Source organism: Reichenbachiella ulvae, from assembly GCF_025833875.1.
Taxonomy (GTDB): domain Bacteria; phylum Bacteroidota; class Bacteroidia; order Cytophagales; family Cyclobacteriaceae; genus Reichenbachiella; species Reichenbachiella ulvae.
On the sequence record NZ_JAOYOD010000001.1, the window covers coordinates 4,406,632 to 4,420,110 of the forward strand.

The 13,479-nt window shown below is 43.5% G+C and carries 13 protein-coding genes; 5 read left to right on the forward strand and 8 right to left on the reverse strand.

Annotation, left to right across the window (positions count from 1 at the left end; all coding sequences use genetic code 11):
• Positions 1-41: 41 nt before the first annotated feature.
• Both N7U62_RS17955 and N7U62_RS17960 read left to right on the forward strand, forming a co-directional pair.
• Positions 42-1,001 (forward strand): c-type cytochrome, encoded by a 960-nt coding sequence (locus tag N7U62_RS17955; protein ID WP_264139449.1) that lies wholly within the window; start codon positions 42-44, stop codon positions 999-1,001.
• Between the two features lie 175 nt (positions 1,002-1,176).
• Positions 1,177-2,760, forward strand: a complete 1,584-nt coding sequence (locus N7U62_RS17960; RefSeq protein ID WP_264139450.1) for a T9SS type A sorting domain-containing protein — start codon at positions 1,177-1,179, stop codon at positions 2,758-2,760.
• Positions 2,761-2,835: 75 nt separating this feature from the next.
• On the opposite strand, the gene N7U62_RS17965 is transcribed toward N7U62_RS17960, so the two are convergent.
• The 8 genes from N7U62_RS17965 to N7U62_RS18000 all read right to left on the reverse strand — a co-directional run bounded on the left by N7U62_RS17965 (position 2,836) and on the right by N7U62_RS18000 (position 11,182).
• Positions 2,836-4,194 (reverse strand): MFS transporter, encoded by a 1,359-nt coding sequence (locus N7U62_RS17965; protein ID WP_264139451.1) that lies wholly within the window; start codon positions 4,192-4,194, stop codon positions 2,836-2,838.
• Positions 4,195-4,288: 94 nt separating this feature from the next.
• The gene (locus tag N7U62_RS17970) at positions 4,289-4,711 is read right to left on the reverse strand and encodes a secondary thiamine-phosphate synthase enzyme YjbQ (RefSeq protein WP_264139452.1); all 423 of its coding nucleotides are present in this window, start codon (positions 4,709-4,711) and stop codon (positions 4,289-4,291) included.
• Between the two features lie 9 nt (positions 4,712-4,720).
• The gene (locus N7U62_RS17975) at positions 4,721-5,377 is read right to left on the reverse strand and encodes an SCO family protein (protein ID WP_264139453.1); all 657 of its coding nucleotides are present in this window, start codon (positions 5,375-5,377) and stop codon (positions 4,721-4,723) included.
• Positions 5,364-5,990 (reverse strand): toxin-antitoxin system YwqK family antitoxin, encoded by a 627-nt coding sequence (locus tag N7U62_RS17980; RefSeq protein ID WP_264139454.1) that lies wholly within the window; start codon positions 5,988-5,990, stop codon positions 5,364-5,366. Before N7U62_RS17980 ends, N7U62_RS17975 begins: the two co-directional genes overlap by 14 nt.
• 3 nt (positions 5,991-5,993) lie before the next feature.
• Positions 5,994-6,761: a YHYH protein gene (locus N7U62_RS17985; RefSeq protein WP_264139455.1), complete on the reverse strand. Its 768-nt coding sequence runs from the start codon at positions 6,759-6,761 to the stop codon at positions 5,994-5,996.
• Positions 6,762-6,938: 177 nt separating this feature from the next.
• Positions 6,939-7,820: a diacylglycerol/lipid kinase family protein gene (locus N7U62_RS17990; RefSeq protein ID WP_264139456.1), complete on the reverse strand. Its 882-nt coding sequence runs from the start codon at positions 7,818-7,820 to the stop codon at positions 6,939-6,941.
• 69 nt (positions 7,821-7,889) lie between these two features.
• Positions 7,890-10,061 (reverse strand): S9 family peptidase, encoded by a 2,172-nt coding sequence (locus tag N7U62_RS17995; RefSeq protein WP_318840750.1) that lies wholly within the window; start codon positions 10,059-10,061, stop codon positions 7,890-7,892.
• A gap of 125 nt (positions 10,062-10,186) precedes the next feature.
• Complete coding sequence (locus N7U62_RS18000; protein ID WP_264139460.1) at positions 10,187-11,182, reverse strand: adenosine kinase; 996 nt, start codon at positions 11,180-11,182, stop codon at positions 10,187-10,189.
• Positions 11,183-11,250: 68 nt separating this feature from the next.
• Here N7U62_RS18000 and N7U62_RS18005 point away from each other — a divergent pair, with 68 nt between their 5' ends.
• The 3 genes from N7U62_RS18005 (at position 11,251) to asnS (ending at position 13,386) form a co-directional block, all read left to right on the forward strand.
• Positions 11,251-11,538 (forward strand): hypothetical protein, encoded by a 288-nt coding sequence (locus N7U62_RS18005; RefSeq protein ID WP_264139461.1) that lies wholly within the window; start codon positions 11,251-11,253, stop codon positions 11,536-11,538.
• Complete coding sequence (locus tag N7U62_RS18010; RefSeq protein WP_264139462.1) at positions 11,522-11,845, forward strand: type II toxin-antitoxin system RelE/ParE family toxin; 324 nt, start codon at positions 11,522-11,524, stop codon at positions 11,843-11,845. The genes N7U62_RS18005 and N7U62_RS18010 overlap by 17 nt, the downstream gene beginning before the upstream one ends.
• An 89-nt stretch (positions 11,846-11,934) precedes the next feature.
• Entirely contained in the window at positions 11,935-13,386 is a 1,452-nt protein-coding gene (asnS, locus tag N7U62_RS18015; RefSeq protein ID WP_264139464.1) for an asparagine--tRNA ligase, read from the forward strand.
• Positions 13,387-13,479 lie beyond the last annotated feature (93 nt).

Sequence of the window (13,479 nt, forward strand, 5' to 3'; positions counted from 1 at the left end):
ATTTTAGTATCTTAACAGTACCTATACTAAACTTAACATTCATGAAATCTAAAATACTCCTGGGAATCGGTCTCGTAGTTGGATTGATTCTCGTCGTGATCCTCTCTGTTTTCTTTTACATCTCAGGCAAAGGCATTCCAAGCTATGAAGTGAAATTGCCCGACTATACGGTCAAGAGCAGCCCTGAAGCCATCGAACGAGGCAAAAAGCTAGCGCTAATGCTCTGCGCTGGTTGCCACATGAACAGAGAAACTGGAAAACTAACTGGCACCCAGATGCTCGACGCTCCGGCGGAATTTGGTCCCATCTATTCTCGCAATATTACACAGGACAAAAACTACGGAATCGGAAACTGGACAGATGCGGAGCTGCTGTATCTGCTAAGAACAGGCATCAAAAAAGACGGACAATACGTCCCACCCTATATGGCCAAGCTCACCAACATGGCGGATGAAGATGTCAATGCCATTATCGCCTTTTTACGATCAGACGAGGCACTTGTGGCTGCTGATCCCACACCGGACAAGGATTCGGATCCGTCCTTCCTGACCAAGCTTCTTTCTAATCTGGCCTGGAAACCCATGCCTATGCCAACAGAAGTAATCCCTATGCCAGACACTGCCGATCAGGTGCAGCTGGGTAAATATCTCGCCTACAATCTAGAATGCTTTTCTTGCCACTCTGCCGATTTCAAAACGAATGATTTCATGAATCCAGATCAAAGCAAAGGCTACTTTGGAGGAGGGAATCAAACCCTGAACCTAAAAGGCCAAATCGTCGCTACTGCCAATCTAACCCCACACGAAACAGGTATTGGCAATTGGAGTCAGGAAGATTTCGTGAAAGCAGTAAAATTCGGATTGGTTCCGAACGATAGAGCCTTGCGCTATCCGATGCATCCCTACACTCAACTTAGTGACTATGAGGCTGCCTCTATCTACGAATACCTCATGACCATTCCTCCTATTGACAATAAGGTGGAGAGGGTATTTTATGATTAAAAAATGGAGCTTATCAGTATTTAAACCTAACTCTAGGAAATTCTCTTAAATATCTGTGTAACAACATAGTTTTTAGATTATTTCATGGCATTCTGCTTTTTTCGAATCTATTTTGCAGATCCACCTCGCAGATGATTTGAAAGTCTGAATTTCGGACATTTATTAGCAGATAAACATGAGAAAAATTATTGTAGCAGCGCTGCTATACCTGGTGAATTATGCCTCATTTGGTCAATGCCCTACTTCTGGAACCATCAGTTCTGACTGCACTACCACAGGCAACCTAACGGTAAGTGGTGGAACTTTAACTATAGCAAGTGGAGTAACAGTCACCATCACTGGAACATTAAGTATCAATAATGGAGGCAAAATAGATGCAGCATCGGATGCGATTATCAATGCCAACCAATTAACCGAAGGGTACGGTACCACTAACGAAATATTTGGTGGAACAATCAACATTGCTACTAATTTCACAATTGCCGGGGGAGGTCCTTTTAATATGGACGGCACTATCCTCACTGTCGCTGGAGCCATTTCAATAGCTGGAACTAATATTGAAATTCATAATTCTACCATTCAATCAGCTTCTCTTGAAACTAACCATAACAGTTGGATAATTACCAATAGTACCTTTACAACGACAGGCACTGGAGAATTTGAATTAGAAGATGCAACCATTTCTAACTCCACCTTCAATATAGGAGGAATGCTTGATATTGCCGGCGGAACAAATACTGCTTCAGGATCAACATTCAATGTGGGACAAGGTTTTGCAGTCGATACTGGAGTAGATGCCTTGACTATGAATGGAGGTGGCTCATTAGAAATCACCAATGGTTCAACGATGTATATCAATGGTGATGTGGTGAATAACGAACTCTATATTGATGGTTCAGACGTAGAAATTACAGGGGATTTTGATAATGCTGGAGCCGAAATAGTGGAAGTAAGAAACGGTGGGTCAATCAAAGTAGGAGGAGATTACAACAACAGCGGTAGTGGTAGTACAACTGCAGACGGTGGAGGTACCATCATTATAGAAGGCGACTACAATAACGCTGGAGGTGGAAGCACTACAGTCAATGATGGTGGGTTTTCGGTAGGAGGTTCATATACTGGAGGCGCACCTACAGGCACCGGATCGACAGGCGACTGCAGTAGCGGTGGTGGGGGATGCTGCGGTTCAGCTTGCTCGACACTACCTGTGAGTTTAGTTGGATTCAAAGTTGAAAGAGTGGAAAGTGGAATTGTCATTAAATGGACCACAAGTTCTGAAATCAACAATGATAGGTTCATTGTATACAGGTCTGGCAATAATCAGGTTTTTGAAGTAATTAAAGTTTTGATAGGACACGGCAACTCCAACGAAACCCAGTACTACGAAGTGACGGACTACCCAGAAAGAGCTGGTATGTACTATTACCGTTTGGAGCAAGTAGACTTTGATGGCCAAAATGAGATATTCCCAACAAAAAGAATCCATTTCAACCCAAACAAAGACAAGCAAAAACTCGACGTTTACCCTGTTCCATTGAGCAGCAATCAAAACATTCAGCTCGACTACCAAGAAAGTAATGAAGAAGTAAACGCTCAGATTTTCGATCTTTCGGGCAACCTGAAACACGAAGTGGAAATAGAAAGACAAGGCCAAAAGATCACCTATAAAACTGAAAATTTGGCTCTCAAATCAGGTATTTATATCCTAAGAACACAGATCGGAGTAGACAGCTTCAGCCAAAAAATTCACCTAAACTAGGACACACAATTTTGAAAATGAAAAGGCGCACTCCCATCGGAACTGCGCCTTTTTTCATTCTATACTAGAAGTAAATCAGAAGCCTTTCGTCTTGCCATTTTCATCGCCTAGCAACTGCTTGGCCATGGCCGCCCCAATCAACGACTCTAATGGAGTACCTGATTTACCCTGGCCTCCAGTGATCATCGTTTGAGGGAAATGAATATTCGAAATCTCTTTAGCTACTCCCACTGCCGTTTTGTACTGCCATTCTGCTTTTTCCTGTGGAGTAAGACCCGCCGATACCAGTTTTGCATTCTCATAGGCTTTGGCCTCAGCTGCTACTTTTCGCTGCTGTGATTTCAGACGCTCCGTTTCCAATGCTATAGCAGCCAGTTCCTTATTGGTCTTTTCTTGCTTTAGTTTGGTCTCGATAGCGATCAATTGTTTTACCTGCTCCTTTTCCTGAGTTACACGTTCAGCCGCCTTGTCTCTTTCCCCTTCGGCGATGATCCTCTGCTGCGAAGATTTTGCAGTTTCGATTTTTTGCTGCTCTAGCTGTCTCTTCGCAGATTCGTCTCTCTGGGCTTCCAGTCTTTTCTTAAAAGTGCTTTCCAATACCACATCGTCCACAATTACCTGCGATACTATGATATTGTTCTCTGTAATCTCATGTGAGATTCTCTTTGGCACTCCATTGATCAGAATCTTATTGACTGTATATGAAGTCTGAATCTCTTTGATCATACGATCCCCTTCATTTTGGATTTCCATAAAAATGGTGTCGCGATTTTCTAATTTTTCCACCGCATAAGCTCCATCTTTTAGTTGTTCGTCCAAAGTCTGTCTAAAACTCTGAGCCTCCCCAGATATATAATCCTGAGCGGCAAACATATAACCGGTGTTGTTGGTTTGCTCTCGTACTGTGGGCACCAGCGTGTTGTTTACCAGGTTGGACATACTTCTAAATTTGATTGCAAGTGTCTCGAAGCTTTCCTCATCCAGAGGCAGTTGAAATCTACAGGAGATGTAAACTGTGGCGGTTACCTGATCGATGAAGCGAATCGGAATCGGATCCATCGCTCCTTCAATATCTGCACTTCGTCTACCTTCATCGACCACCTTTACGTCTATGTACTTTTGCCATGGGGTGATTTTGGCAAAACCTCTAAACTTGACTCCCTGAGTAGTGACTACACTGGTGTTTCCTGTGGGATAGACTAGAAAGTACTGCTCAGTGGCATCAGCCCAAAAAAAGAGGTAAGGCAAAAGTGCAATCAACAAGCCCACCGATGCGATAATCGCAGCAAACTTTTGACTAAACATGAGTAGAAATGGTGGCGCTTTGGATCTTACTTTTTGTTCGCCCTCAAAAACATTTTCCTCGGCCAATTGGGGTCTCAAGAAATACAAGATAACCCCAACAATGACCAGAATAATTCCTATCGTTAGCATTATTGATAATGGATTGGTTATAAAATAATTTGTCTGCCAACAAGATATGACAGAAAAACCAAACACTAAAGAAAGGAAGAAAAAAGCCTTGAGATCAGCTACCCATCGCCGTTAAAACCAATCGTCTAGATCCCCCATAGTCTCGGTGCTCGCATAGATAAATCCCCTGCCAGGTACCCATATTCAATCGACCATTGGTGATAGGAATCGACACTGAGCTGCCCATAAGGGATGCCTTGATATGGGCAGGCATGTCGTCTGGCCCCTCGTAGGTATGTCTGTAATAGGGCGCATTTTCGGGTACCATTTCATTGATATGACTTTCGAAATCCTGCCGAACGGTTGGATCGGCATTTTCGTTGATGGTCAAGCTAGCAGAGGTGTGCTTAATAAAGGCCTGAAAGATTCCGATTCGGATCTGAGACAATTCTGGAAACTGCTCCAGTATCTCATGAGTAACGAGATGAAACCCTCGGCGATAAGCGGATAAAGTTATTTCTTTTTGGAAGCTCTTCATACACCAAAACTACTCGATCAGCTGATAAATATCAGCAATCAAGCGTTTGGTATCCAATGGAAGTGTGCCATTGTACACACCGCGGATATGGCTGTATTGATCAATAAGAATCAATTTTTCGGTATGTAAAAAATCCTCTTCGGTAGTCAGCGTCTTACCGAATCCCTCATCAGCAAAATAAGATTCTCTGGCCAATTGATAGATTTCCTTTTTATCTCCGGTAACCAAATCCCAGGTCTCAGATTGGATTGCATTCCTCTCGGCATAGCGGGCTAGCTGTGCCACGGAATCCACCCAGGGCATAACAGAATGAGACAGGATTCTTACCTCTGAGTTAGTACCAAATTCGTCCTGCACCAAATGCAGATTGTTCGTCATCTTAGGACAGACACCCGGACAAGTCGAAAAGAAAAAATTGGCGACATAGACCTTTCCCTTCATGTCCTTGTCTGTAATTTCTTTTCCATCCTGATTCAGAAAAGCAAATGGAGGAATGGCATGTGGGTTTACTGTTTCCAAACTATCCTCAGGAATCCAAACGGGCATCCAATCCGAGGTAGAATAGTATGGCAAGTCTACGACAACAGATTGTTCACTATCCGCAGTCTGACAGGCCAGAACCAACCAAGAAATTCCAACAAGCATTAAAGCATTAACTACCTTCATAGGGATCTATATATTTCGTTTCACTGTCTATTTTCGTACATCGCTTGAGCCCTACCAAGCCGTAAGAGCGGCCATCTTCCTTGACTACAAAATTGGAGCGAAGCTTGCCATCTGGTCTCCATACTCTTTGGAGGCCGAAAGGCTTTCCTGCGTCATTATAATTTTCCAGCATGTAGGATGTCCCATCGGCATACCATTGCCGATGGGTCCCTATGGCTTTTCCCTTATCGAAGAAAAATTCAAATTTCTGATTGCCATTGCTGTGAAAACCAACGTGCCTACCATGCTTTCTTCCTTGACTATAATTTCGCCATTCAGCCGTATCGCCACTGGGATAAAAAAGTAAGTAATCCCCCTCCAAAAACCCATCGAAATAGCCTCTTCGAGATCTCAAAATACCCGATTGATCGTGTTCCAACAAGTATCCCGACAAGGGCAGCCCTCTGAATAAATACTCTCCGGACTTCAACTTCTTCAATTCGGCATGACCTACCGAAATCTCAAAATCAGGCACTATAGCTGTGGACGTGCTAAAATCATTTCCAGCTTCAACAGAACAACCAAAACTCAGTGCCACCGAAACTATACTAGCAAGGAAAAAAAGCCCTCTCATTTGTTATTGGGTTTTGGTACCTGGGGTTCCGTAGTATCCATCTCCATTGATCCATGGATAATCTACCGTGATATGATAGTGATAGATGCCATCAGGAAAATCAGCGGTAACTCCAAAATGTCCATGATAATCATCCAAATCGTCATTGGTGACTTCCACTTGATCTTCCATCGGTCCATACACTGGAAAACCATCCAAAAGCACGCCGAGAAAAGCATCGCTACCTTTCAGTTCTGTCAACCAGCTTGGCTCGATGTGATAGTGATACTGGTCCCCAGCTGGGTGTCCATCGTACTGATCGAAAGTATAAAGCTCCTCGAAGATATCGTCACCAGGAGCGGCTTCCTGATTGAAGAAAACGACGCTATTGATCGCCACACCCATAGGCCCCAAACCTGGCGACTGGTGATTGCTGGCTTCTTCAGGATATCTCGGTACTGTCAAAACAATGTTTTGCTCTCCGATCTGACCTGGATTCTGACGAAAATCCTGTCCTTGATAAAACTCATACAGCGGATCATTCTGTGAATAATAAACACTCTTATGATCTGGCAAATCCTTGGTAGTAATGATCAATTCATCATCCGTCACCTGCACAGTCACATCGTCGCTGTAAAACTTATCGGCCAGTACGCTAATATCAGCTGGCGTTTCGGATTGTTGTTGTTCCTCTTCTTCGATCACATCCTCCGCCTTATCACAACTGGTCACGATCAGTCCAGCTGCCATCAGAGAAAGCAAAATTCGTTTGAAATGGTTCTCTTTCTTCATAGTATTTGTGTGTTAAAATTGGGGTGCAGTTTCACACCTATACACACAAAACGGGGAGCAAAAGCAAAACCCTACCTATCAATTGATTCAAGAATCAAGAGAATTAGATCCATGAACCAAGATGATTTAGTTTTCTTGAATGAACATTAACTCCCAAAATACCACTTCATTTTAGGGTTAAATCTTCACCCTCACCTTTTGGGCCTTTTCGAGAATGGAAATTTCAAAGGGGGGATGTCCAAAATATTCGCCATCGAGATGGGCTCTCAACTGATCATTGGCTTCTATTTTCAACTCCTTGGTTTGGAAAAAATTGACTTCAGGCAAACTGCCATGACTACCAAAGTTAGCCTTGTACAACTGAAGATAGCGGCGCACAGGGGACATGCGTCCGATGATACATACATCGAGAAGGCCATCGTCGTTCTTCGAATTAGGATTTAGCTTAAAAGAACCACCAAACGTAGTACCATTATGAATGGCCATAGTCAGCAAATTCATCTCCAGCTTTTGGCCATCCATATTAAAAATATAGTTCTTGGATTTGTAACTGCCCAGAATCTTCAACACCCGCATGAGATACCTCCAGTAGCCATTGAACATACTAGTAGAGTTCTGGTCTTCATAGATGATTTGTCCATCAAAGCCCACACCCAGACCGTTGATAAATCGTCGGTTGTTGCAGATACCCACATCCACCAGCTTTTCCTTGCCATAGATCAGCGTATCTATGTGCTCGTCCAGATCAGTACCGATGTCTATGGTTTTCACAAAATCGTTGCCCGTTCCTACAGGAATGAAACTCAACACCATGTCCTTGTCCTTGATCGCATTGATGCAAGCATTGATCGTACCATCGCCTCCGATGGCAACCACATCAGTAGAATCAGTAAAAAGATTTTCTTCGATAAACTCGTCGAGGATTTCGCTTTGAGGGGTTAGAAAAACTGCATAATAATACCCCTCCTGATCCAGCTTTTTCTTCAGCCGCATCAGCGCATATTGGGCTCTACCCTGACCCGAATAGGGGTTGGCTACTATAAAGAATTTTCTCTCCATGCTTGATACAAAAAAGCAATCCCTTGGGATACAGGGGATTGCTTCCTTGAAATAAATATAGAGTATTTTTTACAAATTCTCCATGATCCAACTCGCCATCATGGAATAAAGATGCGTGCGGGTTTTTCCACCATAGAGACTATGTGCCTTATCTGGATAATAGAAGGAATCAAACTGCTTGTTGGACTGAATCAGACTCTCCTGAAGTGTCACCGCATTCTGAAAATGAACATTGTCATCTCCAGTGCCATGGATCAGTAGGAAGTTGCCTTTCAGCTGACTGGCATAGGTATTCGGAGAGTTGCTGTCGTATCCCTCTGGATTCTCTTGTGGAGTCCTCATGTAACGTTCCGTATAGATTGTATCATAAAATCTCCAATTGGTCACCGGTGCGACTGCCACGGCTGCTTTGAACACATCACCACCCTTCATGATCGAAAGAGAGGACATATGTCCGCCGTAGCTCCATCCCCAGATTCCAATTCTATCTGCATCCACAAAATCCAACTTACCCAGTGACTTGGCACTGGCGATCAAATCCTGAACTTCCAACTTGCCCAAATCCATGTAAGTCATTTTCTTGAATTTCTCTCCACGGCCTCCGGTACCTCTCGAATCGACATACACTACGATGTATCCATTTTGAGCCAGCATCTGGTGGTAATAATAGTGACTACCCGACCAACCATTCTTTACGTTTTGTGATCCTGGTCCGCTGTACTGATAGATCAACAGTGGATACTGCTTTGTGCTGTCCATGTCTGTAGGCTGCAGCATAAATGCATTCAATTGCTTGCTATCAGCTCCAGTGATCTGGAAGAAGATTTTTTCGCTCAAGCCAAACTCTTTGATCGTCTCTTTCAACTTGGCATTGTCCTTCAGGACTTTTACTGTTTCGTTCTTTTTGGTTGAGACCAAAGAGATCTCCCTGGGCTGACCAGCAGAATGATTGAATGAAATGTAGTATTTGAAATCCTTACTCATATCCACTGAGTTGATACCTGCTTTGGTACTCAGTTTCATTTTTCCTTTTCCTTTCAGATCTACACGATAGAAGTGTCTTTCCAGACTAGACCCCTCCGTAGAAATGTAATACAACACAGGAGTACGACCACTCTGATCCAGACCCACAAACTCTTCAGCCTCCCAATTGCCTTTAGTCACGGCATTGTTGAGTTGGCCATCGATTCGGTGCAGGTAGTAATGCTTGTACCCCTCTCTCTCCGTCGAGTACAAAAACTGCGTACCGTTGTTGAGATAGATCAATTCGTGTGCATAGGTCACGTCCAGATAGGTCTTAGACTTGTCTGTCAATATCAAAACCATTCCTCCCGTTTTCGCATTGACATGATAGATGTCCAGTCGATTTTGCAGACGATTTAGCTTCATCAGCGAAAGCGTGTTGGCATCTTTCGTCCATTGCATCTTAGGGAAGTAAACATCTGTTTCCTCTCCTGTTTTCACTTTCACATTTTCATTCTTGTCCAGGTGATGGATGTACACCTCTACGACGGCATTGTCCTCACCAGCCTTTGGGTACTTGTAGCGATAGTCTCTTGGATAGATCGACCCATTGTCCCAGTACTGCAGGTTGTATTCCTTCACCTTACTTTCGTCAAATTTGAAGAAAGACAACTTCTTGCTATCAGGCGACCAGTTGAAGGCCTTAGTCAGATAAAGCTCCTCTTCATAAACCCAATCGGTGCTACCGTTGATGATGCTGCCGAATTTGCCATCTGTGGTCACAGCATATTCTGCCATATTTACCAGCTTGACATAAAATAGATTGTTGTCACGAACGAAAGCTACCATCGAATTGTCTGGAGAGAAAGTTGCATAAGACTGACGACCGCCATCTGATAATTTCTTCAGCTCCTCGCCTTTGAAGGTGTAGACATAATACTCGGCTGTATAAGAACGGCGATAGATGCTCTTTTTATCCGTCAGGATCAAAATTTTAGATTCATCCTCACTAAAATTATAATCCGAGATACTCAAGTTTAGCGCATTTCCATCCACGATGACAGAATCTGAACTGCCAGTGGTCACATTGTATCTTAAAATCTGATTGCCCTCAAGAGCCGTGTAGTATTGGCCGTTGTTCATCCAGTTGAGACTGGCCAGATTCTCTTGTCTAAAAGTGCCTTTTTCTGTGAAATCTTCCACAGTAATCTTCTTTTGTGCCCATAGCTGTGTCGCAGCAAAAAGAAGAAGCAGGGTTAAAAATTGCTTCAAATTCATCATTATTCGTCTAATTTCTTCTAAGACAAATATATGATAGGGACGAGGATAAATCCGAAGCTTATTATTTGAACGGTAAAAGCGTGACACCAGCGAAACGACTCGTCCACTGGTGTCTATTTATCTTACTCGAACAGGTGATTCAAAATCTCTTTGGCCTGTGACCATTCCAGTCTAGGACCAAACTGAGAAACAACTTTAGAAGAAGCCAAGCTCGCGATCTTACCCGCCTCGGCATAGCTATGACCATGCGTGATCCCAAAAAGGAAAGCGCCTGCATACATATCTCCAGCGCCATTGGTATCGACAGCATCCACCTGGTACGGCTCTATGTCGATAAAAGTCTCGCCATCAAATATCGTAGCACCATTCTTACCCAGTGTGATCACAAAACGATCGGCCACATCCTTCAAAGCTTCTCTGGCGTCTAGCACATTGTCTTTCTCTGTGAAAAGCATTGCCTCTTCCTCATTACAAAAGAGAAGATCCACTCCATCACCCACGATTTCTTTCATCTCCGCATGAAAGAACTTAACCATACTAGGGTCTGAGAAAGAAAGGGAAACTTTCACTCCATTGGCTCGGGCGACATCCATGGCTTTTTTCATGGCCTCACGTCCAGATGGGGATGGCACTAGGTAGCCTTCAGAATAGATATATTTTGAGTTTTTGATGGCCTCCTCGTCTATTTCCTCAACAGAAAAATCAGAAGTGATTCCCAAAAATGTATTCATGGTACGCTCGGCATCAGGAGTCGTCATCACCAGACATCTACCGGTGATTCCTTCGGGAGCAGTCTCTTCGGTCAACTTCGTGTCTACACCGTTTGTCTTTAGGTCTTTGAGATAAAAAGAACCGAACTCATCATTAGACACCTTACAAGAATAGTAGCAGGTACTTCCAAACTGGCTGGCAGCTACCACTGTGTTAGCAGCCGATCCGCCACCCTTCATCATGTTTTCGCTCACATTGATCTGGCTGATCAGTTGCTTCTGACGATCTTCTTCTACCAGTGTCATCAGTCCTTTTTCCACTTCGTTTTTGGTCAGGAAGTCATCACCCACCTCGAACACCAAATCCACCAAAGCGTTTCCTATTCCGTATATGTCGTATTTTTTCATCTCTGTCTTAATTGATAAGTATTTCGGCAAATAGAAATAATCCTACTCTTAGATAGAAACAATTCAATATGATTAATGACAATACAAGGGATAATTCAGGTCATATAAATCATGCATTGGCAAATAATATTTATTTTACATCTATGAAACTGATAGTTGACGTTAAAGAAAACAAGGCAGAATTCCTGTTAGAGGTGCTGAGAAATTTTTCATTCGTTAAAGCAACTCCAATAAGTGAAGAAAAAGCTAAGATCATCAGTGATCTGAAAGAAGCTGTGGATGAAGTGAAGTTGGCTAAGGAAGGAAAGATTCAATTACAATCAGCCGAAGATTTTCTTAATGAAATTGAAGATTGAACTCACAGCTAAATTCAAGCGAAAAGCTAAATCAATTCTCAAAAAGCACCCCTCGTTTAAGAGTGACTTAAGCAGCTTGATTAGTCAGTTAAAAGAAAACCCTCGACAAGGCACTCCCCTGAAAAACAACTGCTACAAGATACGATTGTCCATCACTTCGAAAGGGAAAGGAAAATCAGGAGGGGCACGTGTCATTACTCATCTACATATCACAGCTACTACGATATACCTCATTTACATTTACGACAAATCAGAACAAGAGAACATTAGTGACAAAGAAATACTCGAACTAATCAAAGGTCTTTAAGAAGGACGGTTGGATAGGAGTTCAAAAAGACCTTTTTTTGCGTTCCTACTTATACAGAGGGAAATTAATTAATCAAAAAAACAGAGAAAGTGAGTACCGAAAAACGCACCAAAATACTGGACATACTCCAATCGGGAGAGGTTGGATCCAGTGCGCTTGTCAAGGGATGGATTAGAACCAAGAGGCAAAACAAGAACGTCGCGTTCATTGCCCTCAACGATGGCTCTACCCTCAATAACCTTCAGCTGGTAGCGGATCCCAATGAGATTGAGGAATCACTGCTGCGTCGCTGTACCACAGGAGCGAGTATCGCTGCTAGAGGTGAGTTGGTCGCTTCTCAAGGCTCTGGCCAAAAAGTAGAACTGATCGTAAAGTCACTCGAAATACTAGGCGAGGCAGATCCAGAAAAATATCCACTGCAGCCTAAAAAGCACTCGATGGAATTCCTTCGCGAGATCGCACACCTGCGCCCTCGTACCAACACCTTTGGTGCTGTGTTCAGAGTCAGACATGCGATGATCTATGCGGTACACAAGTTCTTCAACGACAAAGGATTTTATAACATCCACACGCCGATCATCACTGCATCGGATGCAGAAGGAGCAGGAGAGACCTTCAAGGTCACGACTCTAGACCTCAACAATGTGCCTAAAACCGAGGAAGGCAAAGTAGATCACGAACAGGATTTCTTCGAAAGAGAAACTAACCTCACCGTATCGGGTCAGCTCGAAGGAGAACTAGCAGCTATGGCACTAGGCAATATTTATACTTTCGGACCGACTTTCCGTGCCGAAAATTCTAATACTACCCGTCACCTGGCAGAATTCTGGATGATCGAACCGGAGATGGCTTTTTATGATCTGGACGACAATGCAGACCTGGCTGAAGAAATGCTGCAATACCTGGTGCAATATGCCCTGGACAACTGTGCGGATGATCTGAAGTTCCTTCATGATCGTGAGGTAGAAGAAAATAAAAACAAGAAAGAAGCAGATCGACCAGACATGTACTTGATGGATCGATTAAAGTTCGTCGTAGACAATGCATTCGAACGAGTAACCTATACGGAAGCCATCGACATTCTGCGCAACTCTAAGCCTAACAAGAAGAAGAAGTTCAACTACCTGATAGAAGGCTGGGGAGCAGATCTTCAGTCGGAGCATGAGCGCTATCTGGTAGAAAAGCACTTCAAAAAACCTGTGATCCTTACAGATTACCCAAAGGACATCAAGGCCTTCTACATGCGTCAAAACGATGATGATAAAACTGTAGCGGCGATGGACATCCTCTTCCCAGGCATTGGGGAGATCGTAGGGGGAGCGCAGCGTGAAGAAAGAATGGATAAGCTAACTACTCGCATGGAAGAGATGGGCATCCCAAGCGAAGAGCTATGGTGGTATCTGGATACGCGTAGATTTGGTTCCGCTCCACACAGTGGTTTCGGACTGGGCTTTGAGCGAATGATCCTCTTCGTCACCGGCATGACCAACATCCGTGACGTGATCCCATTCCCACGTACTCCGGGTAACGCAGAGTTTTAAAAAACAATACAGAAGCCTGTCTCTGAATAGTCGTCATATCGAAGCGCAGCGAGATATCTCATTCGGTCTTGTAGGCCGAATGAGAATTCTCCT

What these genes read in the sequence shown, in the direction of transcription:
- N7U62_RS17955 (WP_264139449.1), top strand. Translation starts at nt 42, where the DNA reads ATGAAATCTAAAATACTCCTGGGAATCGGTCTCGTAGTTGGATTGATT.
- N7U62_RS17960 (WP_264139450.1), top strand. Translation starts at nt 1,177, where the DNA reads ATGAGAAAAATTATTGTAGCAGCGCTGCTATACCTGGTGAATTATGCC.
- N7U62_RS17965 (WP_264139451.1), bottom strand. Translation starts at nt 4,194, where the DNA reads ATGCTAACGATAGGAATTATTCTGGTCATTGTTGGGGTTATCTTGTAT.
- N7U62_RS17970 (WP_264139452.1), bottom strand. Translation starts at nt 4,711, where the DNA reads ATGAAGAGCTTCCAAAAAGAAATAACTTTATCCGCTTATCGCCGAGGG.
- N7U62_RS17975 (WP_264139453.1), bottom strand. Translation starts at nt 5,377, where the DNA reads ATGAAGGTAGTTAATGCTTTAATGCTTGTTGGAATTTCTTGGTTGGTT.
- N7U62_RS17980 (WP_264139454.1), bottom strand. Translation starts at nt 5,990, where the DNA reads ATGAGAGGGCTTTTTTTCCTTGCTAGTATAGTTTCGGTGGCACTGAGT.
- N7U62_RS17985 (WP_264139455.1), bottom strand. Translation starts at nt 6,761, where the DNA reads ATGAAGAAAGAGAACCATTTCAAACGAATTTTGCTTTCTCTGATGGCA.
- N7U62_RS17990 (WP_264139456.1), bottom strand. Translation starts at nt 7,820, where the DNA reads ATGGAGAGAAAATTCTTTATAGTAGCCAACCCCTATTCGGGTCAGGGT.
- N7U62_RS17995 (WP_318840750.1), bottom strand. Translation starts at nt 10,061, where the DNA reads ATGAATTTGAAGCAATTTTTAACCCTGCTTCTTCTTTTTGCTGCGACA.
- N7U62_RS18000 (WP_264139460.1), bottom strand. Translation starts at nt 11,182, where the DNA reads ATGAAAAAATACGACATATACGGAATAGGAAACGCTTTGGTGGATTTG.
- N7U62_RS18005 (WP_264139461.1), top strand. Translation starts at nt 11,251, where the DNA reads ATGATTAATGACAATACAAGGGATAATTCAGGTCATATAAATCATGCA.
- N7U62_RS18010 (WP_264139462.1), top strand. Translation starts at nt 11,522, where the DNA reads ATGAAATTGAAGATTGAACTCACAGCTAAATTCAAGCGAAAAGCTAAA.